Here is a 20778-nt window from a genome sequence, read left to right on the forward strand (position 1 = left end):
TGTCGTCCGTCATGCCTACCACCCCGTCTCGGACTGCCTGTCGTCGGTGCGCTTGCGGCCGGGCGCGGCCAGCGACTCACGGAGAGTCGTCTGGATCGCCCAGAACTGCCGGCGGGTGTCCTCGTCGAGGTTGTCGAAGCCGACGTCCGCTCCGTGGACGGCGATGCCCATCGACTCGATCTGCTGGCCCAGTGCCCTGGAAAGGGTCGTCAGGCGCTGGTGGACGCGGTTGTACTGGCCGAACAGGCCGTCCGCCTCGGCGAAGCAGCTGTTCGCGCTGGAGAGGGACGCCCGGGAGACCTGCTGGGAGCCGACCTTGCCGGAACTGCCCGGTGATTCCTCGAACTCGGACAGCACCGTGTCGATGCTCTTCTTGAAGGTCTTGAGCGCCGCGACCCCTCGGCGCAGATCCGCGCCGCTCATGTAAGAGGCGCCGCCCACACTGTCCGGAAGCCCCACTTCGTCCTCCCCCGTATCCCCGTGGCCTCGCCCGGTCGCACGTCCGAACGAGTGTGCGCGGGTGTGGCCCGCGCCCCGTCACTGTAGTCACCAAGCGCTACCAAGCCAACCGAGCTTTGTGAAGCCTGAGTTGTATAGCTGGGCGTTTGCCCGGTTTGCACCGCGTTGTTTGCCGTGTCCCTCGTGACGGAGTCGTGAGGAGCTTACGGAGAGCTTGTCGCGGGGCGCATGAGTACGGGTACTCAATCGATCATCGGGTGTCCCGGCCGGCCGACGCGGCCCGTCGGCGGCCCGCGTCGCGCCAGGCGACCGCGACACCCGCGAGGGCGGTGGCGAGGACGGCGGCGGCGACCGTGACGTAGGTGGCGAGGCGGGCGTTGCGTTCGGACGCCGACTCGCCGAGGTCGACCTCGGGGGCGGTGGGCGCCTTCGCGCGGGTGACGCCCTCGGCGGCGGCCGGGGTCTCGACGGGGGTGTCGTCCTCGGTGAGGGCACGTACGGGGTCGACGACGCCCCAGCCGACCAGGCGGTCGTGTCCGGCGACGGAGCGTTCCGCGGTCTGCTGGATCTGGGCCACGATCTGACGGGCGGTCCAGTCGGGGTGCTTGGCCTTGACGAGGGCGGCGACCCCGGCGACGTACGGGGCGGCGAAGCTGGTGCCGTTGTCGGAGCAGTGGCCGCCGCCGGGGACGGTGGAGACCATGTCGACGCCGGGTGCGGCGACCCCGACGAACTCGCCGGACTGGGAGAACGGGGCGCGTTCGTTGTTGCGGTCGGACGCGGCGACGGCGAGGACTCCCGGGTAGGAGGCGGGGTACGTCTCCTTGACGTTGCCGCCGAGGCCGTCGTTGCCCGCGGACGCGACGACGACCACGTCCTTGTCGAGCGCGGCCTCGACCTCCCGGCGCAGGGCGTCGGTGGGTTTGACGGCGTTCGCGGTGTCCTGGGAGATGTTGATGACGTCGGCGCCCTCGTCGACGGCGTGCCGGATCGCGCGGGCGAGGGTCGCGGCGGTGCCGTTGCCGTAGGCGTCGTTCTGGTGGACGGGGATGATCCGCGCGGCGGGCGCCAGTCCGACGAAGCCGGTGCCCTTGGCCGGGCGGGCCGCGATGATGCCCGCGACCCGGGTGCCGTGGCCGACGGTGTCGCTGGTGCCGTCGGCCTTGCCGCGCGGGACGGGCTCGCCGTCGTCGTCCTTGGGCTTGGGCGGGAGCGAGTTGAGGCCCTTGGAGGTGTCCACCGCGCGGGTGAGCTGTGGGTTCTTGATGTCGACGCCGGTGTCGATGACGGCGACCTGGACGCCCTTGCCGGTGGACTGGGCCCACAGTTCGTCGAGCAGGACGCGTTGCAGTGCCCAGGGGCGTCCGGGGTACGCCTTCGAGGGGAAGGTGCACTGTCCGGTGTCGGCGAGCGCGGGGGGCGCGGCGGGCAGGACGGTCACCGTGGCGGTGGTGGCGGTGGCCGCGGTGAGGGCCGCCCAGCGGCGCAGGGTCCGGCGCCGGGCGGCGGGAGCGGGTGAGCGGGTCATGGCGGCGGCTCCCGTCACGCGCCCTGCGGCTGGCGGGCCGCGGCGGTCGACAGTCGGGGTCCGGTGGGCAGCAGGGCGGACCAGGCGGCCGGTACGGGGGTGGGCACGGCCCGCTCGTAGCCGAGACATGCCTGGGCGCGCTGGGCTTCCTGGAGCTGTTCCTTGCGCTGGGCGGCGGACATGCCGATGCCCGCGTCGTCGGAGGCGCTGTCGCTGTTGGACTGGAGGGCGTAGCGCAGCCCGGTGTCGGTGACGAGGAAGACGCCGCCGGTCTTGGTCTGGGCGCCCTTGACCTGGCGGAACAGCTGGCCGGAGCCCGGGGTGACGTAGGCGCTGGAGGAGCCGGTGGGCAGCGGGGCGGGGAAGCCGGTGCCGGCCCAGGTGCTCAGGGTGGTGGTGCCGTTGTCGCGGTCGACGGCGCGCAGGACGTTGCAGACGGTGTCGCGGCCGCCCGCGGCGATGTCGTTGACGGTGCGGGGTTCGGCGGTGGGCCAGTCGCGGTCGCCCGCGAACTCCCGGGTGGCGGGGGTGAAGGAGGCGGGTCCCACCTCGCGGGCCTTGCCGGCCTGGCCGAGGGGGTCGAGCTGGCGGCTGCTGAGCAGCAGCCGGGCGGTGAAGTCGGAGACGGGGGCGATCTCGTCGGGCAGCACGACGTAGTAGCGGGTGCGGTCGCCGTCGGGGGCCCGGAGGATCGTGCCGACCTTCTTCGTGTCCGTGTCGAGCGTGCCGGGCACGTCGGCGGTCGCGCCGATGGTGCCGTCGACGTCGGGGAAGTCGACGGGGTCCCCGGTGCGCAGTGTGGCGAGCCATTGGCGGGAGACGCGCTGGGGGGCGCGGTCGGAGCGGACGAGGGTGCGCAGCAGGAGTTCGTCGTCCGCGGGGACGCGGTAGGCGGTGCCCTGGGCGTCGACGACGTAGCGGGTGCGGTCGGGGCCGGTGACGTACAGGAGTTCGCCGCCGCGCAGCCGGGAGGGGCCGTCGGTGAGCTTCTTCTCGCGGTCGGCGAGGACGAAGGTGGCCTTCTGGATGGCGCGTCCGCCCTGGCCGGGCTGTTCGCAGACGGCCCAGCGCTTGGCGGTGTCGGCCTCCTTGGCGGGCGGCAGCCGGTCGGGGGCGTAGGGGATGCCGAGGGTGGCTCCGTGCGGGATGCGGCCCTTGTCGATGACGGACTCGTCGACGCTGATGACCTTGCCCTGGTCGGGTTCGAGGAGGAGCTTGGCGGACGCCATGTTGAGGACGGGGTGCAGCTGGCGTTTCCCGTCGGTCTTGAGGACGACGTACCGGGTGGTGGAGTCGCTGGCGATGATGACGTTCTGGTACGGCTTGGACCAGCCGGGCGGGGCGGAGGGTTTGAACATGCCCCAGGCGCCGAAGACGGCGAGGACGATCACCCCGACGATCAGGCCGGGCACGATGCCGCGCAGCGGTCGCGGGGCGTCCTCCTCGGAGCCTCCCGGGGAGGGCTGGAGGTAGGCCGCGAGCATGCGGCGCTTCGCGAAGGTGTAGGCGTTGAGCTCGTCGCGCCGTGATGCCATCGGTGTGTGTTTCTCCCCGTGTCCCCGAGTGCCCCGAAGCGGGTGTGACGTGCCGGGCGATCGCCCGTGCGTCGTCGGCTTCGTGGTGCGTCCCCTGGTGCGCCACCGGTGCGGACGGCCGGGGACCGCGTTGTCAGACCGGGCACCTACTATGCCTGGTACGTGGTCGTGCGCGCGGGCCGGGTAGGGTGAGCGGCCCTTCAACCGCCTTGCCGATCAGCGGTTTTCGGGAGACTTCGGGGAAGTTCAGGGAATTCGGGGGATATGGAGTGATGGTTTCCGCCACGCGGTCGCGTTCGCGGTCCCGTTCGGGCCCCGCTGCCGGGCGTGGTCAGGGCCGGTCCCGGGGCCGTTCGGCGCGGGGGCCGGTGGGCCCGTCCGCCGGGGGCCCGTCGGTGTCGCCCCGCGCGGGGGCGCGTTCGGGGGGCGCGGGGGCGTCCCGTCTGCAACAGCTCGCGATGGTGGAGGTGGCCGTCGCGCTGGCGGTCGCGGCGTGGGTCGTCGATCCGGTGGCGCTGGCGGTGGTCGCCCCGGTGGCGCTGGCGCTGGTGCTGCTCGCGGTGGTGCGCCGTCGTGGGCGTTCGCTGCCGGAGTGGCTGAGGACGCTGGTGGCGTTCCGCGCGCGGGTGCGGCGTGCCAGGTCGGCGCCCGTGCCGGACCCGGGGACGGACCCGGCGCTCGCGCCCCTGGTGGAGTGCGATCCGGCGTTGCGGACCTATCGTCACACCCCCGGTGACAGCCGGGACCGGCGGCCGATCGGTCTGATCGGGGACGGCGCGTTCCTGACGGCGGTGCTCCAGGTGGAGTCGGACGCGACGGCGCTGCGCGCGGAGCGGGACCGGCGTCCGCTGCCGCTGTCGCTGGTGCGGGACGCGCTGGAGGTGGACGGCATCCGGCTGGAGTCGGCGCAGGTCGTGGTGCACACCCAGCCCGCGCCCGCGCTGGGGCTGCCGCAGGACTCGATAGCGGTCACCAACTACACGCGGCTGGGCGCGGGGGCGGGTGTCCCCGCGGTGCGGATCACCTGGGTGGCGCTGAAGCTGGACCCGGAGCGGTGTCCGGAGGCGGTCGCCGCGCGCGGTGGCGGGCTGACGGGGGCGCAGAAGTGCGTGGCCCGGGTGGCGCAGCATCTGTCGAGCAGGCTGACGGGTGCCGGGTTCCGGGTCACGGTCCTGACGGACGAGGAGCTGACGGCCGCGGTGGCGACCTCCGCGGGCGCCAATCCGATGGTCACCGTGCAGGCGGCCACCTCGGGGCGGCGGCAGCGGCGTACGGAGGAGTCCAGCCGGGACTGGCGCTGCGACAACCGCCGTCACACCACGTACTGGGTGCGGCGCTGGCCGCAGCTGGGTGGTGCGGGGGCGTCGCTGGCGCAGCTCGTGGCGTTGCTGACGGCGGTGCCCGCGCTGGCCACCACGTTCAGTCTGACGCTGAGCGGCGCGGGTCGGGAGGTCGGGGTGCGGGGTCATCTGCGGATCACGGGGCGCAGCGAGACCGAGTTGACGGCGGCGCGGCGTGCGCTGGAGCAGGCGGCGCGGGAGGCCAGGGTCGGACTGTCCCGGCTGGACCGTGAGCAGCTCCCGGCCGCGTTGGCCACCTTGCCGTTGGGGGGAGCCCGCTGATGGCTTTCGCTTCCACACAGTCCGCCGGTGGGTCCGGCGGAGGGCCGTTCCCGGGGGCGTTCACGGGCGCGGGTTCCGCCGGTACGGGTTCCACTGGTCCAGGCTTCGCCGGTACGGGGCAGGGCCCGGGGCCGGGGTACGGGGCGCCCGGCGGGCAGCCGGGCGGTTATGCCGGGGGCGGTCCGTCCGGGACGGGTGGTCCGGTGGCCGGTGCGGGTGAGGCGCCGGGTGCGTCCCCGGGCGGTCTGCGGGCCCGGGTGCGGGCCGGGTTCGGGCTGATCGGGCCCCGGCATCCGCGCCAGACGCTGCCCGTGGAGCAGTTCGACTCGCTCACGCTGCCCCTCGGGGACGACGGTGTGGTGATCGGTGTCGACGCCGAGGACCGGCCCGCGGTGCTGGGGGTGAACCGCCCCACCCCGTACGACGTGGTGCTGATCGGCGGGCTGTGGACCGCGCAGGTGCTGGCGCTGCGCACGGCGGCGACGGGCGCGCGGCTGGCGGTCGAGACGGGCCGGGCGCCGATGTGGACGTCGCTGGCGCAGGCGGCGGGCGGCGCGGTGCAGTGCGTGACGCTGTACGACGTGGGCCAGGTGCCGCCGCTCGGCGCGTCCGCCGGTGGTCCGGTCGTCGTGGTGCGGGACTGCGGTATGCGTCCCCCGCGCGGGCGGGTGATGTCGGCGCCGTGGCAGACGGTGGTGACGCTGCTGCCGTATCTCAGTCCGGTGGCGCCCCGGTTGATGCGTCAGGCGCGGCTGGTGGGCGTGCAGCGGGTCTCGCCGGACGAGGCCGCGGAGATAGGCCGGGTCCTCGGGCTGCCCCCGGAGGACGTGGCGTCGCTGCCGACCCTCGCGGACGGTGTCACCCTGTGGTGCGCGGACCGGGACCGCCACTATGTGATGACACGGCCCACGGACATCGAGGAAGGCCTGCTCGGGCTGCCCCGCCGGATGGACTGATCGCACGGGTCCGGCCCCCGGAAAGCACGGGTGGCGGGGAGACACGCACATGTTCCGGGACAATCAAGGGCATTGGCACCGGGAGACGTCGAACGTGCTGACGAGGGCCCGTGTTCGGGCTTGACCGGCTTTGTCCGGTACGGGCGCGCGTGCGGGTGCCGCCGCCGGGCAGTTGTGACGGGACGGGGGACAACGGCGGGCCGACGGGCCTGCCGTACGGGCGCTCGCGGTGATTAGGCTGGGACCGGGCGCGCCTTCGTCACCCGTGAGCGGTCGCTGGTGGCCCCGGGGTGAAACCGTGGCGGACCGGTCGTACCGGGCCGCCGGGAGCGGTGCCCCACCATCGCGGCAAGCAGGGTGCTCGAACCACACCAGGAGGAATTGTGAACAGCGATCGGGACGGGAAGCGCGGGGGCTGGGCTACACCCGACGATGACCAGTCCGACGCCGAGTCCGCTGTGGAGACGACGGGCGAGTTCACCATCGACTACGCCCCGCCCGCCTGGTACACGCAGAACGCCTCGGGGAGCGCGGGTGAGACCCCGTCGGCGTCCCCGGCGCCGGTCGCGCCCGCCGCGTATGCGCCGCCGCCCACCGGGGCGGCCGTGACGATGCCCCCGCCGCCGGGTGAGTTCGTACCGCCCGCAGCGGAGGCGACCGGTCGGCCGGACGCCACCGGTCCGTCGGGACCCACCGGTCCGTCGGGGGGCGCCTCGGTGCCCGGGTTGCCGTTGGGAGCGGGGTTCGAGCCTGTCGCGGCACCCGGTGGGGCGCCCGCCGGGCCGGATCCGGTCGTGAGCGCCCCTGTTCCGGGGTATCCGATGCCCACCGGTACGCCGACGACGGCCCCCGGCGCGGCCCACGGGACGCCCCCGCCCCCTCCGGCCGAACCGCCCGCCGTGCCTGCCGTGAACGCGGGTGCCGCCGAGGCCGGTTCAGGCAGTACGCGTGGTACAGGCGGTACGAGTGGTACAGGGAGTACGAGTGGTACGGGCGCGGGCGGCGCGGGCAGTGGGGATCTGGAGAGCGGGGCGACCATGCGGATCTCCTCCGCCGCCCTGAAGCGGGAGTTCTCGCAGCGGGCACAGGAGGCCGTGCGCCCCGGTGCGACGGGTGCCGCCGGGGACCCCGGTACCGGTGATGCCGCCGCCCCCGCCGCTGGTGACCCGAGCGGTCCGCAGGGCCGCGCGGGCAGCGGGGACGCCGTGGTACCCGGTCCCCGTACGCCGTCCGCCGGCCCCGCGTCCGGATCCGGCGCGGACCCGTCCCGTACGGAGTCCGCGGTCGCGTCGTCCAGCGACGGGTCCCGGAGCGAGGGCACCGGCTCCGGAGCCGCCCCGGAGTCCCCGACGCCGGACACCTCAGCCGCTGAGGCCGCTGAGGACGACGGCACCGCCGCGTCCACGACCGCCGCCACGGCCGACTCCGTCGAGGGGGTCTCCCCCGACAGCGGTCCGCCCGCCCCGGTGCCCGGTCAGGCCGGCGGCGACGCCAAGAGTGGCGGCCACCCGGGGGCCGACCCGGAGAACAGTGCGGACACGGCCGAGGGCACGCCGAGTGACGTTCCGGCGGACATCCAGGACGCGGTACCCCCCGTGCCGTCCGCACCGGCTGTTGCTCCCGTCGCCGACGGCACCGCGACGGACGGTCCCGGTACGGCTACCGGTACCGCTCCCGACGGGGCGGGCCACGGCACACCGCCGCACTGGACCCCGCCCCCTGCCCCGCAGGACGGTCTCCCGCCCCTGCCCCCCGCCTTCCAGCCCGCCACCCCGGGCCCCGCCGGACAGTGGCCCGTCACGGACCGCCCGGGACCCGGCGCCCCCGTGACACCGCAGCTCCCGCCGCCCGCGCAGCCCCCGGGCGTACCGCAGGCACCGCAGGGCGCGCCCGGCGCCTGGGCCGGTCCTGGTGCGCCCCTGGCCGGTCCCGGTGCGTCAGGTCCGGCCGGTCCCGGCACGGCACCCGCCGGATCTGACACACCGGCCGTCCCCGGGCAGGCCGCACACCCCGGCCACCCCGGCCACCCCGCACAGCCCGGCCAGCCCGGCCAGCCCGGCCAGCCCGCCCACCACACGGCACCCGTGCCGCCCCCGCCCGCGTCGGCGCCCGGCGCGTACCCCGCGCCCCAGGCGCCCGCGCACCCGACGGGTGGTCAGCCCGTCCCCGGTGGATACGGGTTCCCCCAGCCGGGCCAGGTGCCCACCGGACAGCCGCCGCTGCCGGACCCGTCCGTGGCGCAGGGCGGCGGGTACGGCTTCCCGCAGCAGCCCGTTCCCCCGGTGGCCCAGCCGCCCGCGTTCCCCGCCCAGGAAGGGTGGAACCCGGCCGCGCCGTCGTCGTACCCGCAGCCCTCCCAGGCGGCGCACCACCCCCAACAGCACGTCCAGCAGCCGCCCGCCGCACCGCCCGGCCCCCCGCAGGGACAGGTTCCGGGCGGGCCCCTGCCCGGACAGCAGCAGCCGTACCCGCCGGGACCCCACCAGTCCCAGCCGCAGGCACAGCCTCAGCAGGGAGGCGGCTACGGCTTCCCGCAGGCACCCGGTCACCCCGGCGCCCAGCCGCAGCAGGCACCGCAGCCGCAGCAAGCCCCGGGCATCCCGACCGCCCACCAAGGCCATCAGAGCCACCAGGGCCACCAGGCTCCGCAGCCACCGCACGCCCCTTGGCCGGAGCAGGCGCAGCCGCAGCCGCAGCCGCAGCCCCAGCAGGCACCGCAGGCACCCCAGCCGCCCCAGGCATCGCAGCCGCCGCAGCAGGGTGGGCCGGGGCAGCCGTTCCCGGCTGACCCCCGGGCGGGCAGCGCCTGGCCGCAGCCGCTCCAGCACGACCAGCGCGAGCGCACCAACCCCGGTGCCCCGCTCGGGTACACGGCCGCGGTGGAGCTGTCGTCGGACCGGCTGATCGGCAAGAAGCAGAAGGCGCGCAGCGGCAGGCCCGCTGCGGGTGGTTCGCGGTTCAAGCTCGGTGGCAAGAAGGAGGAGGCGGAGCGGCAGCGCAAGCTCCAGCTCATCCGTACGCCCGTGCTGTCCTGCTACCGCATCGCGGTGATCAGCCTCAAGGGCGGTGTCGGCAAGACGACCACGACGACCGCGCTCGGGGCGACGCTGGCCACCGAACGCCAGGACAAGATCCTCGCGATCGACGCCAACCCCGACGCGGGCACCCTCGGGCGCCGGGTGCGCCGGGAGACCGGGGCGACCATCCGTGACCTGGTGCAGGCGATCCCGTACCTCAACTCGTACATGGACATCCGCCGGTTCACCTCGCAGGCGCCGTCCGGTCTGGAGATCATCGCCAACGACGTCGATCCGGCGGTGTCCACGGCGTTCAACGACGAGGACTACCGGCGCGCGATCGACGTGCTCGGCAAGCAGTACCCGATCGTGCTGACGGACTCCGGCACCGGGCTGCTGTACAGCGCGATGCGCGGGGTGCTGGACCTCGCGGACCAGCTCATCATCGTCTCGACGCCGTCGGTGGACGGGGCGAGCAGCGCGAGCACGACGCTGGACTGGCTGTCCGCGCACGGGTACGCGGATCTGGTGTCCCGTTCGCTGACGGTGATCTCCGGGGTCCGCGAGACCGGCAAGATGATCAAGGTGGAGGACATCGTCAGCCACTTCGAGACCCGGTGCCGCGGTGTGGTCGTCGTGCCCTTCGACGAGCATCTGGCGGCCGGGGCCGAGGTCGACCTCGACATGATGCGGCCCAAGGTGCGGGAGGCGTACTTCCAGCTGTCGGCGCTGGTCGCCGAGGACTTCTCCCGGGCGCAGCAGGCCCAGGGCCTGTGGACGTCCGACGGGAATCCGCCTCCGCAGCTGGCCCCGCCGATGCCGGGTCCGTACAGCCACGGCCAGGCGCAGCAGGCTCCCGCGGCGCCGGGCCAGGTTCCCGGGCAGATGCCCGGTCAGGTACCCGGGCAGCCGCCCGGTCAGGTACCGGGGCAGATGTCCGGCCAGGTCCCCGGGCAGATGCCGCCGGGTCAGCTTCCCGGGCAGCAGCAGCCGATGGGCGGGGGCGGGTACCCCGGCGCCGGTCAGGCGTACGCCCCGCAGGAGGGCGGCTACGGATGGCCGCCGCACCCCGGTGGGCCGGCGGCGGGTCCTCCCCCGGGGATGCCCCTGCCTCCCGCCGGGGCACCGTACCCCTACGCCGGTGCCGGTACCGATCAGCCCATGGCACCCGGCGCGGTGCCCCCGCAGATGCCTCAGCCGCCGCAGGGTCCCCCTGCTCCGGCGGGTACGGAGGAGGGGGACTCCCCCAGCCGCTGAGGTCCCGCCCTCGAACGTGTCGACGAACGAGCTCACCCACATGGGTGGCCCGTGGCCGGCCGGAGACGCTTCTCGCAGGCGTCCCCGGCTTTTCGGCGTGTGCCGACGGGGCAGGCGGGACGCGTGTGGGCCAGGTGGACCAATTTCCGCCGCGAGGGGGCTGGAGGGCTTGTTCTCGCAGGCCACGTCGGGGGCGGGGGTTGTTGACGGGACGTACCTACGCTGATAAACACACAAGCAATCCTGTGTCTCATCAACAAGCCGTCCCTGCGTGAGTCATGACGCGAGGTCATCGATCGATGGACCCAGATCCGCACGGCCCACCCCCCACATCCCCCACATCCCCCGCACCCCCCAGGCCCCCCTCACCCCCCGCTCCCCCACCCCGCGCCCTCCCGCCCGGTACCGTCCCACCGCGTACCGCGCCGCCCGGTGCCCTCCCGACCCGTACCGTCCCGCACCGCGGCGTTCCGTCGGCCGCGCTCGCCGCCGCCCTGGTCCTGCTCGCGCTGCTGCCCGTGCTCGGTGCCGCGCCGGCGTCCTGGGACGGGACCGGCGCGCGGGTGTCCGGCCGGGACGAGGACCGGCCTCGGCGGACCCTCAAGGTCGCCGTCTCGCAGAGCGTCGACTCGCTGAATCCTTTCCTCGCCACACGGCTGCTCAGCACCAGCGTGCACCGGCTGATGTACGAGAACCTCACCAACTACGACCCGGCGGACAGCCGTCCCGTACCGGGGCTCGCGACCGCGTGGAAGCCCTCGTCCGACAAGCTGACCTGGACGTACACCATCCGGGAGAACGCCCGCTGGTCGGACGGCAGACCGGTCACCGCGCGGGACGCGGCCTGGACTTTCACGACGATGATGACCGACGAGGACGCGGCCACCGCGAACGGCAGTTTCGTCACCAACTTCCGTGAGGTGACCGCGCCGAGTGCGACCCGGCTGGTGATCCGGCTGAAGAAGCCGCAGGCGACGATGGCGGCGCTGGACGTGCCGATCGTGCCCCGGCACATCTGGTCGAAGACCGGGGACCTGGCGGAGTTCACCAACGACCGGACGTTCCCGGTGGTCGGCAGCGGTCCGTTCGTCCTGACGGGGTACAAGGCGGACAGCTATGTACGGCTCACGGCGAACCCGGTGTTCTGGCGGGGCGCGCCCGAGTTCCACGAGCTGGTCTTCACGTACTACAAGGACGGTGACGCGGCGGTGGCCGCGCTGCGCAAGGGCGAGGTGTCCTTCGTCCAGGGGCTGACGCCCGCGCAGGCGAGGGCGCTCGCCGACGAGCCGGGGGTCACCGTCAACGACGCGCCCGGCCGCCGTTTCCTGGCCCTGGCCACCAACCCGGGCGCCCGCGCCCAGGACGGGCGGGTCTTCGGGGACGGCCATCCGTCGCTGCGGGATCCACGGGTGCGGCGGGCGCTGTTCATGGCGGTGGACCGGGACATGCTCGTCGACAAGGTGTTCCAGGGGTACGCGGTGCGCGGCGAGGGCTACATCCCGCCGCGCTTCAGCCGGTACCACTGGCGACCGGCCGCCGGTCAGCGCGTCCCCTACGACCCGGGGGAGGCCGCGCGGCTGCTCGACGGGGCCGGGTACCGGAAGAACGCCGAGGGCCTGCGGACCGGCGCCGACGGGAAGCCGATCACGTACCGGCTGCTGTGCCACGCCACGGACCCGAACGACAAGGCCATCGGGCGCTATCTCCAGGAGTGGTACGCCGAGCTCGGCCTCGGACTGCGCGTCGACTGCCTCGACAATGTCACCGACCCCTGGACCGCGGGCGAGTACGACCTGGCGTTCGACGGCTGGTCGGTGAACCCGGACCCCGACTTCGTGCTGTCCATCCACACCTGTGCCGCGCTGCCCGCGACCCCCGGCGCGCCGGGCGCCACGGACAACTTCATCTGCGATCCGCGCTACGACGGCCTGTACGGGCGCCAGCGTGCCGAGTACGACCCGGCCGCGCGCGCCGCGCTGGTCCGGCGGATGCAGTCGCGGCTGTACGACACGGGCTATATGAACGTGCTGGCGTACCCGAACGCGGTCGAGGCGTACCGGTCCGACCGGATCGCGTCGATCACGACGATGCCGGAGGCGGCGGGCAACATCTACGGCCAGGACGGCTACTGGAGCTGGTGGTCGGCGACCCCGGCCGAGCCCTACGGAGCCGGGCCGGGCGGCGGGCCGCCGACGGGGGCCCTCGTCGGGATCGCGGCGGCCGGGACACTGCTCGCGGGCGGCGCCGGGGCACTGGCGCTGCGCCGCCGCCGGACGGTGGACGACCGTGAGTAGCGTCCGGGCGGAGCCCCGCGCGGACGGGACCGTGCCCGGTGCGGAACCCGCCCCCCGCCGGCGGACCGGGTCCGGCTACGGGCGATACGTCGCGGGTCGTCTGACGGGTGCGGCGGTGTCGCTGCTGGCGGTGCTGGTGACGGGGTTCTTCCTGTTCCGGCTGATCCCCGGTGACCCGGTGAAGTTCATGACCGGCGGCCGTCAGGTGTCGGTGGAGCAACTGGCCGCCTACCGGCGCGAGTTCGGTCTCGACCTGCCGTGGTGGCGGCAGTTCACGGACTACTGCGGCAAGGCCCTGACCGGGGACCTCGGCACGTCGTACCAGTTCCGCACCCCGGTCATCGACAAGATCACCGAGGCGCTGCCGAACACCCTGCTGCTGACGGGGACGGCGTTCGTGCTGTACACGGCGCTCGGGCTGTTCCTCGGCACCCGGGCGGCCTGGCGGGGCGGCGGGTTCGGGGACCGCTTCCACACGGGTCTCGCGCTGACGCTGTACTCGGTGCCGTCGTTCTGGCTGGGGCTGCTGCTGATCGTGGTGTTCTCGGTGGGCGCGGGTCCGGTGCCGGGGTTGTTCCCGACGGGCGGGATGGAGTCGGGGGACACGACGGGCTTCGCCCACGTGCTCGACGTCGCCCATCATCTGGTGCTGCCGGTGGTCACCCTGGTCGCGGTGGAGTACGGGCAGACGCTGCTGGTGGCCCGCTCCGCGCTGCTGGACGAGAAGGGCGCCGACTATCTGACGACGGCCCGTGCGAAGGGCCTGCGCGATGTCCAGGTCAAGCGGCGGCACGCGGTGCCCAACGCGGCGCTGCCGACCGTGACGCTGGTCTTCGTGAACCTGGGGCGGGTCGTCGCGGGCACGATCCTGGTGGAGACGGTGTTCTCCTGGCCGGGTCTTGGCGGGCTGTTCTACCAGGCGCTGAGCGTGCCCGACCTGCCGCTGGTGCAGGGGCTGTTCCTGGTGTTCGCGGCGGCCGTGATCCTGATGAACATGGTGGCCGATCTGATCTGTCCGCTGCTCGATCCCCGGGTGGGCCGATGACCACGGAAAGCGTTGCCGTCCCCCCGCCGGGCGAGGCCGGGGCCGGTGCCCTGGGTGCCGGTGCCCCCGTCCCCGAGCCGCGCGGACCGGGCCCGCGTGCCCTGGCCCGGCGGCGAAGGCGGCACAGCGCGGCCCGCTTCTGGCGGGCGTACCGCACCCGGCGCTCGGGGATGTTCGGGCTGGCCCTGCTGGTACTGCTGGCGCTGCTCGCGCTGACCGCACCGCTGACCGTCGGGGCGGAGGTGCGGAGCGTGACCCGGGCGACCGGCGGGCCGATGGAGGGCCCGAGCGGCGCGTTCTGGCTGGGTACGGACCAGTTCGGCCGGGATCTGTTCGGGCTGCTGGTGTGGGGCGCGCGGGTGTCGCTCATGGTCGGGCTGCTCGCGGCGGTCCTGTCGGTGGCGATCGGCGCGGTGGTGGGGGTCACGGCCGGGCACTTCCGGGGCTGGTACGCGACGGTGGTCATGCGGGTCACCGACTGGTTCCTGGTGATGCCCACACTGGTCCTCGCGATCGCGCTGGCCACCGTGCTGTCCCGGTCGCTGACCACGGTGGTGCTGGCCATCGGGGTGACGACCTGGCCGACGACCGCCCGGCTGGTCCGGGCGCAGACCCTCGCCGTGGAGTCCCGCCCGTACATCGAGCGGGCCCGCGCGCTCGGCGGCGGCCACGGTCACGTCATGAGCCGTCATGTGCTGCCGAACGTGATGCCGCTGGTGCTCGCGCAGACCACGCTCGGGATCTCCGGCGCGATCCTCGCCGAGGCGACGCTCGCGTTCCTCGGGCTCGGTGATCCCACGGTCACCTCCTGGGGCGGGATGCTCCAGGACGCGCGGGAGGCGGGCGCGGTCAGCGCGGGCCACTGGTGGTACCTGGTGCCGCCGGGCATCGCGATCGCGACGGTCGCGCTGGCGTTCACCCTGTGCGGACGCGCGGTCGAGTCGGTGCTGAACCCGAGGCTGGGAGCGACGGGATGAGCGGGCCACTGCTCCAGGTACGGGATCTGACGGTGACGTACCCGGGCGGGGCGGCGGCCGTGCGCGGGGTCGATCTGACGGTGGCGGCGGGCCGCAAGCTGGGTATCGCGGGCGAGTCCGGCTGCGGCAAGTCGACACTGGCGCTGGCGCTGCTGCGGCTGCTGCCGCCCGGGACCCGGACGGGCGGCGAGATCCTGCTCGACGGCGAGGACGTGCTCACCATGCGGTGGGGACGGCTGCGGGCAGTGCGCTGGGCGGGGGCGTCGATCGTCTTCCAGGGCGCGATGCACTCCCTGAACGCGGTACGCCGGGTCGGGGACCAGATCGCCGAACCCCTGCTGCTGCACGGCCGGGTCACCCCGGGGCAGGCGCGGCGGCGCACCGCCGAACTCCTCGAACAGGTCGGACTGCCCGCCGCCCGCGCCGCCGCCCATCCGCATGAGCTGTCCGGCGGGCAGCGTCAGCGCGTGATGATCGCGATGGCGCTGGCGTGCGACCCCCGGCTGATCATCGCGGACGAGCCGACGACGGCGCTGGACGTGATGGTCCAGGCCCAGATCATGCGGCTGATCGAAGGGCTCGTCACCGACCGCGATCTGGCGCTCGTCCTGATCAGCCACGATCTCGCGGTACTGGCGGACACCTGCGACCGGCTCGCGGTGATGTACGCGGGCCGGGTCGTCGAGGAGGGCCCGGCCCGCGCCGTGTACGAGGACGCCCTGCACCCCTACGGCCGGGCGCTGTCGGCGGCGTTCCCCCGGATCGGTGACCCCGCCTCCCGGTTCGCCCCGCGCGGACTGCCCGGCGACCCGCCGGACCCGTCGGCGCTGCCGCCCGGCTGTTCCTTCCATCCGCGCTGCACGGCGGCCCTCGACACCTGCGCCGAGGACGACCCCGCGCTGCGCGGGACCGAGGACGGTCGACGGCGCGCGGCGTGCGTCCTGGTGGGGGTCGGCGATGTCCCGGGCCCGGGAGCCGTCCCGGCGGCGGAGGCCGTCCCCGTGCCGGGGGCGGTCACCGAAGCGGGCGGGCCGGGCGGCGGACCTGCCGACGGGCCCGGGGCGCCGGAGACCGCGCCCGGCCAGGAGCCGGAGGACGGCGTGAGGAGCGGGACGACACCATGAACGCTGACCACGACGGCATCGGCCACGGCCCGGGGGGCGACGGAACCGGCCCGGCGGGTGACGGGAACGGCCCGCGGTACGACGCGAGGGGACCCCACGGCAACGGGGACAGCCCGGGGAACGACGGACCCGGACCGCACGGCGGCGGAACCGGCCCCGGGCACGACGGGACCGCGCCACCGCTGCTCAGCGCCCGCGACCTCCGGGTCTCCTTCCCCGGCAGGCGGGGCGCGGCCGAGGCCCGCGCGGTCGACGGTGTCGACCTCGATCTGCGGCGCGGCGAGATCGTCGCCCTGGTCGGTGAGTCCGGCTGCGGCAAATCGACCCTGGCCCGCACCCTGCTGGGACTGGTGCGCCCCACCTCGGGCACGGTCGGCTTCGCCGGGAAGCCGCTGGAGTACGGCGGCCGGGCCCTCAAGGCGTACCGCCGCCGGGCGCAGCTGGTGCTCCAGGACCCGAGCGGATCGCTGAACCCCCGGCACACCGTGTACGACGCGGTGGCCGAAGGGCTGCGCATCCACCGGTACGGGGGCGACGAGCGGGCGGCGGTGACCGGGGCGCTGGCCCGGGCGGGGCTCCGGCCGCCGGAACGGTTCCTGCTGCGGTACCCGCACGAGCTGTCGGGGGGCCAGCGGCAGCGGGTGGTGATCGCGGGCGCGCTCGTGCTGGAACCGGAACTGCTCGTCGCGGACGAACCGGTGGCCTCGCTGGACGCCTCGGTGCGCGGGGAGATCCTGGCGCTGCTGCTGCGGCTGCGCGCCGAACTGGGGCTGGCCGCGCTGGTGGTGACGCACGATCTGGGCCTCGCGTGGAACATCGCGGACCGGGTCGCGGTGATGTACCTGGGGCGGATCGTGGAGACGGGTTCGGTGGAGACGGTCCTGACCGCCCCTCAGCACCCGTACACCCGGGCGCTGCTCTCGGTCCTGCCGGAGGCGCCCGGCACCCCGGTGATCCTGTCGGGCGAGGCACCCGACCCGTCACGTGTGCCGTCCGGCTGCCGCTTCCATGTGCGCTGCCCGGTGCTGGCGGAGGGCGGGGCGGGGCACAGGGGCGTCGCCGCCGCCTGCCGCACCCAGGACCTCCCGGTCCTCCCGGCGACGCCCCTGGCCCATACGGCGTGCCACTGGGTCGCGGCGGGGCGGACCGGCGGACCGGGGTAGATCAGGCCCGTACGACGTGAGGGCACGGGTAAGGGCGGGCGGGCCGGGGCGCGACACGTAGGCCGCGTACCGGCCGTACGGCCGGTGCTACGCCTCGGCGATCAGTTCGCGGGCCTGTTTGACGTCCTCGGCCATCGCGACGAGCAGCGCGTCGATCGTCTCGAACTTGGCCATCCCCCGGACGTACGCCAGGAAGTCCACGGCGACGTGCAGCCCGTACAGGTCCAGTCCGACGCGGTCGATCGCGTACGCCTCGACCGTGCGGGCGGTGCCGTCGAAGGTCGGGTTGGTGCCGACGGAGATCGCCGCGGGCATCGCCTCGTCCCCGACGTTCAGCCAGCCCGCGTACACACCGTCGGCGGGGATCGCGGTGTGCGGCAGGGTCTCGACGTTGGCCGTGGGGTAGCCGAGCTCCCGGCCCCGCTGCGCGCCGCGGACGACGACGCCCTCGACGCGGTGCGGACGGCCGAGGATCTCCGCGGCCCCCGCGACATCGCCCGAGGCGACCAGCCGCCGGGTCAGCGTGGACGAGAACGGTTCGCCGCCGCCCGCCGTGCCGCTCACGTACAGATCGACCAGGTCGACCTTGAAGTCGTTGGTGGCGCCCAGCTGTTCGAGCAGGGCGACGTTCCCGGCGGCCTTGTGGCCGAAGCGGAAGTTGGGGCCCTCGACCACGGCCTGGGCGTGCAGCTTGTCGACGAGGACCTTCTCCACGAAGTCGGCGGGCGACAGCTTCGAGAACTCCGCGGTGAACGGCAGGATCAGCAGCGCGTCCACCCCCAGCGCGGCCATCAGTTCGGCGCGCCGGTGGTGCGGGGCGAGCAGCGGGGGGTGGCTGCCGGGGCGGACCACCTCGCTGGGGTGCGGGTCGAACGTGACGACGACCGCGGGTACGCCCAGCTCGCGGGCGCGTGACACGGCACGGCCGATGATGAGCTGGTGCCCGCGGTGGACCCCGTCGTAGGACCCGATGGTGACGACGCTGCGCCCCCAGTCCTCGGGGATGTCCTCCAAGCCACGCCAGCGCTGCACTGTGCCGCTCCTTGTCGCAATTCCTGGTCGAACCTGTGCCGTACGTCGGTTCCGCGCCATGGGCCGGACCCCGGCCGGACGCGGACGGACCGCCGGGGCGGTCCGCCGGAACCGTACCGCTCCGCCGGAACCCGGTGACCCGGTGCTGTCCGCCGGACCCGCCGAATCCGCAGGTCTAAGAGTGCCATGCCGTACCGGTCGGCCCGGCATCGGCATCGGGCTGTGACACGACGCACCCCCGGGTGTCCGGACTGTCCCGGTAGGCCGATGGGGCGAAGCCGTCCGGAACACGGCCGGGGGCGGGGCCGGGGGGACCGGGGAGGGCCGGGGGGACCGGCAGGGCTGGAAGAGCCGGGAGAGCGGGGAACGCGGTGAGAGCAGGGAGGACCGCGCGGCCGCCAGGGCCTTCGGGGCGGGCGGTCGAGGTGTGACGGGCGGGTCCCGGGCGGGGCGGGGCGGCCTCCCCGGCGCGCGCGGTCCCCCGGCGGCGGCACGCAGCGCCGCCGCGAGCACCTCGGGATCGTGTTCCCCGGCCAGCAGGGCGTCCAGCAGTTCCCGGCGCGGCCCACGGGACCCCTCCGCGCCGGGAGCGGCGAGCACGGCGGCGATCGCGGCCCGGACCTCGGCTGCGGCACCCTCCGCGAGTGCGGTGACCAGCGGACGGAGCACGTCGACGGCCGCCGCGCCCTGCTCGGCCCGGCGCTGGACGTACCCGGCGGCGGCACGGGCCGCCTCCGGCCGCCGCACGGCCAGTTCCCGTACCAGCGCGGCGATCCGGTGGGCGGGTCCGGGCGCGGTGACCCCGGCGAGGGTGCGCAGCCCCTCGGCGACGACCGCCGGGGGCGCGTGGCGCAGCCGGGCCTCGAACGCGGCGAGCACGGGTCCGGGGTGGGTGCGCAGCGCGCCTTCGAGGGCGGCGGAGGGCATCGCGCGGTCGCCGGAGGCGAACCGGTCCAGTGCGACGGTCAGGAAGCGTGCCCTGGTCAGCGGGTCGAGGACGAGTATGGCGAGTCCGGCCCCGGCCGGTTCGCCCGCGCCGAGCAGGAGGTACGCGGCGTCGCGGAGCGCGGCCCGGTCCCCCTCACGGACGGCGTGGGCCGCGGCCCGGGGCCCGTACCGGGCGGCCTCGGCGTGCCGGCCGTGCCGGGCCCAGCGGGCGACGGCCGCGCACAGTGCGGCGGTCTCGTCGGCCGCGAGTGCCGCCATCAGTTCCTCGCCCCGGGGGTGCGGGTCGGCGGCGAGGGCCTCCACCAGGGCCGCGGGGGCGCGGCAGCGTTCCGCGTACAGGACGGACTGGGCGACGTCCGCGACGGTGGCACCGGGTGCGGCGGTGAGCGGCCGTCCGTCGGTGAACCAGCGCAGCAGCGGGGGCGCCGTCCGCTCGGGGTCGGCGCGCAGGAGGGCGGCCACGGTGTCCAGATAGCGGGGGCCGGCGGGACCGCCGCCGGGGCCGTCGGCCACGACGAGCAGCTGCAGCAGTTCCAGCCGGTCGGCGTCCGGCAGCCGGGGCGTCAGCCAGAACGACGGCCCGAACGGGGGCCCGGTCCCGGGCGGTCCGTCCCCGTCACGGCGGGTGGCCGCGGTCCGCGCGGTCCGCTCCGCGAGGTCCCGCAGGACCCCGAGGTACGGGGTGGCGTCCGGAAGGCGGGCGAACACGTCCGCGAGCACCACGGCGGCCCACCGCCCGCCGGGCCCCGGTTCCGGCGCGCGGGCCACGAGAGCCGTGAGCAGGTCCCGCAGCCGGTCGGGACCCCGCTCCCGGCCGGTCCGCAGCAGCGCGGCGACGACGGGCCCGAGCCGGAACGGAGGCGGAAGCACGGCCGCCCCACCGCCCACGACGCCGCCACCCCCCGCACCGGCGTCCCGCGCCCTGACGATGCCCCACCCCGCACCACCCCCCGGAACCACCCCGAGCCCCCCGACCGCCCCGAGGCCCCCTGCCGGACCGAAACCCCGTACCGGACCGATCCCACGCCGCGGGTCGCCGTCACGCACCAGACCGGAGTCACCCACCGAGCCGGTGCCATCCCACGGGCCGATGCCCCTCCCCGAGCCGTCACCCACCGAACCCCCGTCACGTACCGCACCGATGCCACTCCCCCCGCCGAGCTCCGGCCTGCCCGGTCGGTCCGGACCGTCGGGGCCCTGGCTCCGGCCCCGGCTCCGGTCCTGCGGCGGCACCCGCTGCTCCACAGCGGTGAGCAGCGCGGCGACCGCGCGCGCCGGGTCCAGCCGGACGGCTTGGAGGCGGTCGCCGAGCTCCTCGTGGCGGAAGCGGTACCCCGTGCCGGTCGGGACCAGCAGCTCCTCCATGAGGACGGCCGCCGCCCAGCCGGTCCGCCGGGGGAACAGCTCCTCGAAGACCGCGGGGGACACCTCGCCCCGCCCGGCGGGACCGGGGTGCGCGCGGGAAGCCGCCTGCCGCGCCCGGCCGCGGAGCCCGGCGGCGAGCCGCCGCAGCTCACCGGGGTCCGCGCGGCCCGGCCCGGTGAGGCGTTCGGCGGTGCGCAGACAGAGCAGATCCAGCTGGGCTCCGAGGATCTCGTGCCTGCCGGGTCTGCCGGGCGGCGGTACGGGCAGGGCCGCGCGGACCCCGGCGAGCAGGGTGAGGGCCAGCGGATGGGCGGCGGCGTCGGGGGCGACGGCGTCGTCCGGGACACCGAGCCGGGCGCGCAGCCGCCGGGCCTCGTCCGCGGTGAGGTCACCGAGGGGTACGCGGACGGGTGCCGCCCCCCGTCCCCCGGAGCCGGGCGGTGCGGCGGTCAGGAA

The 20778-nt window shown here is 75.0% G+C and carries 13 protein-coding genes and 1 pseudogene; 9 read left to right on the forward strand and 5 right to left on the reverse strand.

Annotated elements, in window-relative coordinates; translation table 11 throughout:
• Positions 1 to 15: 15 nt before the first annotated feature.
• From OG711_RS10865 to eccB, 3 genes are all read right to left on the reverse strand, one after another.
• Complete coding sequence (locus tag OG711_RS10865) at positions 16 to 459, reverse strand: hypothetical protein (protein WP_245876973.1); 444 nt, start codon at positions 457 to 459, stop codon at positions 16 to 18.
• A gap of 250 nt (positions 460 to 709) precedes the next feature.
• Entirely contained in the window at positions 710 to 1987 is a 1278-nt protein-coding gene (gene mycP, locus OG711_RS10870) for a type VII secretion-associated serine protease mycosin (protein ID WP_329559147.1), read from the reverse strand.
• A gap of 14 nt (positions 1988 to 2001) precedes the next feature.
• Complete coding sequence (gene eccB / locus OG711_RS10875) at positions 2002 to 3522, reverse strand: type VII secretion protein EccB (protein ID WP_266507656.1); 1521 nt, start codon at positions 3520 to 3522, stop codon at positions 2002 to 2004.
• A gap of 272 nt (positions 3523 to 3794) precedes the next feature.
• Here eccB and eccE point away from each other — a divergent pair, with 272 nt between their 5' ends.
• The 3 genes and pseudogenes from eccE to OG711_RS39105 form a co-directional block, all read left to right on the forward strand.
• Positions 3795 to 5144, forward strand: coding sequence for a type VII secretion protein EccE (gene eccE, locus OG711_RS10880; RefSeq protein WP_266507658.1), 1350 nt, complete (start codon positions 3795 to 3797; stop codon positions 5142 to 5144).
• A gap of 203 nt (positions 5145 to 5347) precedes the next feature.
• A complete protein-coding gene (locus OG711_RS10885; RefSeq protein WP_266510321.1) occupies positions 5348 to 6100 on the forward strand; it encodes a hypothetical protein in 753 nt (250 codons plus the stop codon).
• A 383-nt stretch (positions 6101 to 6483) separates the two neighbouring features.
• Positions 6484 to 6564 (forward strand): annotated as a pseudogene (locus tag OG711_RS39105) (SCO5717 family growth-regulating ATPase); the annotation flags it as partial.
• A 23-nt stretch (positions 6565 to 6587) separates the two neighbouring features.
• On the opposite strand, the gene OG711_RS39110 reads toward OG711_RS39105, so the two are convergent.
• Positions 6588 to 6776, reverse strand: a complete 189-nt coding sequence (locus OG711_RS39110; protein WP_405675115.1) for a hypothetical protein — start codon at positions 6774 to 6776, stop codon at positions 6588 to 6590.
• 361 nt (positions 6777 to 7137) lie between these two features.
• On the opposite strand from OG711_RS39110, the gene OG711_RS10890 reads away from it, so the two are divergent.
• The 6 genes from OG711_RS10890 to OG711_RS10915 all read left to right on the forward strand — a co-directional run bounded on the left by OG711_RS10890 (position 7138) and on the right by OG711_RS10915 (position 16977).
• Complete coding sequence (locus OG711_RS10890; protein ID WP_405674821.1) at positions 7138 to 10374, forward strand: AAA family ATPase; 3237 nt, start codon at positions 7138 to 7140, stop codon at positions 10372 to 10374.
• Between the two features lie 299 nt (positions 10375 to 10673).
• Complete coding sequence (locus tag OG711_RS10895) at positions 10674 to 12668, forward strand: ABC transporter substrate-binding protein (RefSeq protein ID WP_329559149.1); 1995 nt, start codon at positions 10674 to 10676, stop codon at positions 12666 to 12668.
• Between the two features lie 31 nt (positions 12669 to 12699).
• Positions 12700 to 13713 (forward strand): ABC transporter permease, encoded by a 1014-nt coding sequence (locus OG711_RS10900; protein WP_329563737.1) that lies wholly within the window; start codon positions 12700 to 12702, stop codon positions 13711 to 13713.
• Positions 13710 to 14690 carry an ABC transporter permease gene (locus tag OG711_RS10905; protein ID WP_099279641.1) on the forward strand — a complete coding sequence of 327 codons (981 nt, stop codon included), beginning with the start codon at positions 13710 to 13712 and terminating at the stop codon, positions 14688 to 14690. Before OG711_RS10900 ends, OG711_RS10905 begins: the two co-directional genes overlap by 4 nt.
• A complete protein-coding gene (locus tag OG711_RS10910; protein WP_329559150.1) occupies positions 14687 to 15814 on the forward strand; it encodes an ABC transporter ATP-binding protein in 1128 nt (375 codons plus the stop codon). The genes OG711_RS10905 and OG711_RS10910 overlap by 4 nt, the downstream gene beginning before the upstream one ends.
• Complete coding sequence (locus OG711_RS10915) at positions 15811 to 16977, forward strand: ABC transporter ATP-binding protein (protein WP_329559151.1); 1167 nt, start codon at positions 15811 to 15813, stop codon at positions 16975 to 16977. Before OG711_RS10910 ends, OG711_RS10915 begins: the two co-directional genes overlap by 4 nt.
• Positions 16978 to 17064: 87 nt before the next feature.
• Here the strand turns inward: OG711_RS10915 and OG711_RS10920 are convergent, their stop codons facing one another.
• A complete protein-coding gene (locus OG711_RS10920; protein ID WP_073793379.1) occupies positions 17065 to 18009 on the reverse strand; it encodes a bifunctional riboflavin kinase/FAD synthetase in 945 nt (314 codons plus the stop codon).
• Between the last annotated feature and the right edge of the window lie 2769 nt (positions 18010 to 20778).

The sequence above is a fragment of the Streptomyces uncialis genome (assembly GCF_036250755.1).
Taxonomy (GTDB): domain Bacteria; phylum Actinomycetota; class Actinomycetes; order Streptomycetales; family Streptomycetaceae; genus Streptomyces; species Streptomyces uncialis.

Coding starts and splice junctions, on each gene's coding strand:
- mycP (WP_329559147.1), bottom strand. CDS start 1,987: ATGACCCGCTCACCCGCTCCCGCCGCCCGGCGCCGGACCCTGCGCCGC.
- eccB (WP_266507656.1), bottom strand. CDS start 3,522: ATGGCATCACGGCGCGACGAGCTCAACGCCTACACCTTCGCGAAGCGC.
- eccE (WP_266507658.1), top strand. CDS start 3,795: ATGGTTTCCGCCACGCGGTCGCGTTCGCGGTCCCGTTCGGGCCCCGCT.
- OG711_RS10890 (WP_405674821.1), top strand. CDS start 7,138: ATGCGGATCTCCTCCGCCGCCCTGAAGCGGGAGTTCTCGCAGCGGGCA.
- OG711_RS10895 (WP_329559149.1), top strand. CDS start 10,674: ATGGACCCAGATCCGCACGGCCCACCCCCCACATCCCCCACATCCCCC.
- OG711_RS10905 (WP_099279641.1), top strand. CDS start 13,710: ATGACCACGGAAAGCGTTGCCGTCCCCCCGCCGGGCGAGGCCGGGGCC.
- OG711_RS10910 (WP_329559150.1), top strand. CDS start 14,687: ATGAGCGGGCCACTGCTCCAGGTACGGGATCTGACGGTGACGTACCCG.
- OG711_RS10915 (WP_329559151.1), top strand. CDS start 15,811: ATGAACGCTGACCACGACGGCATCGGCCACGGCCCGGGGGGCGACGGA.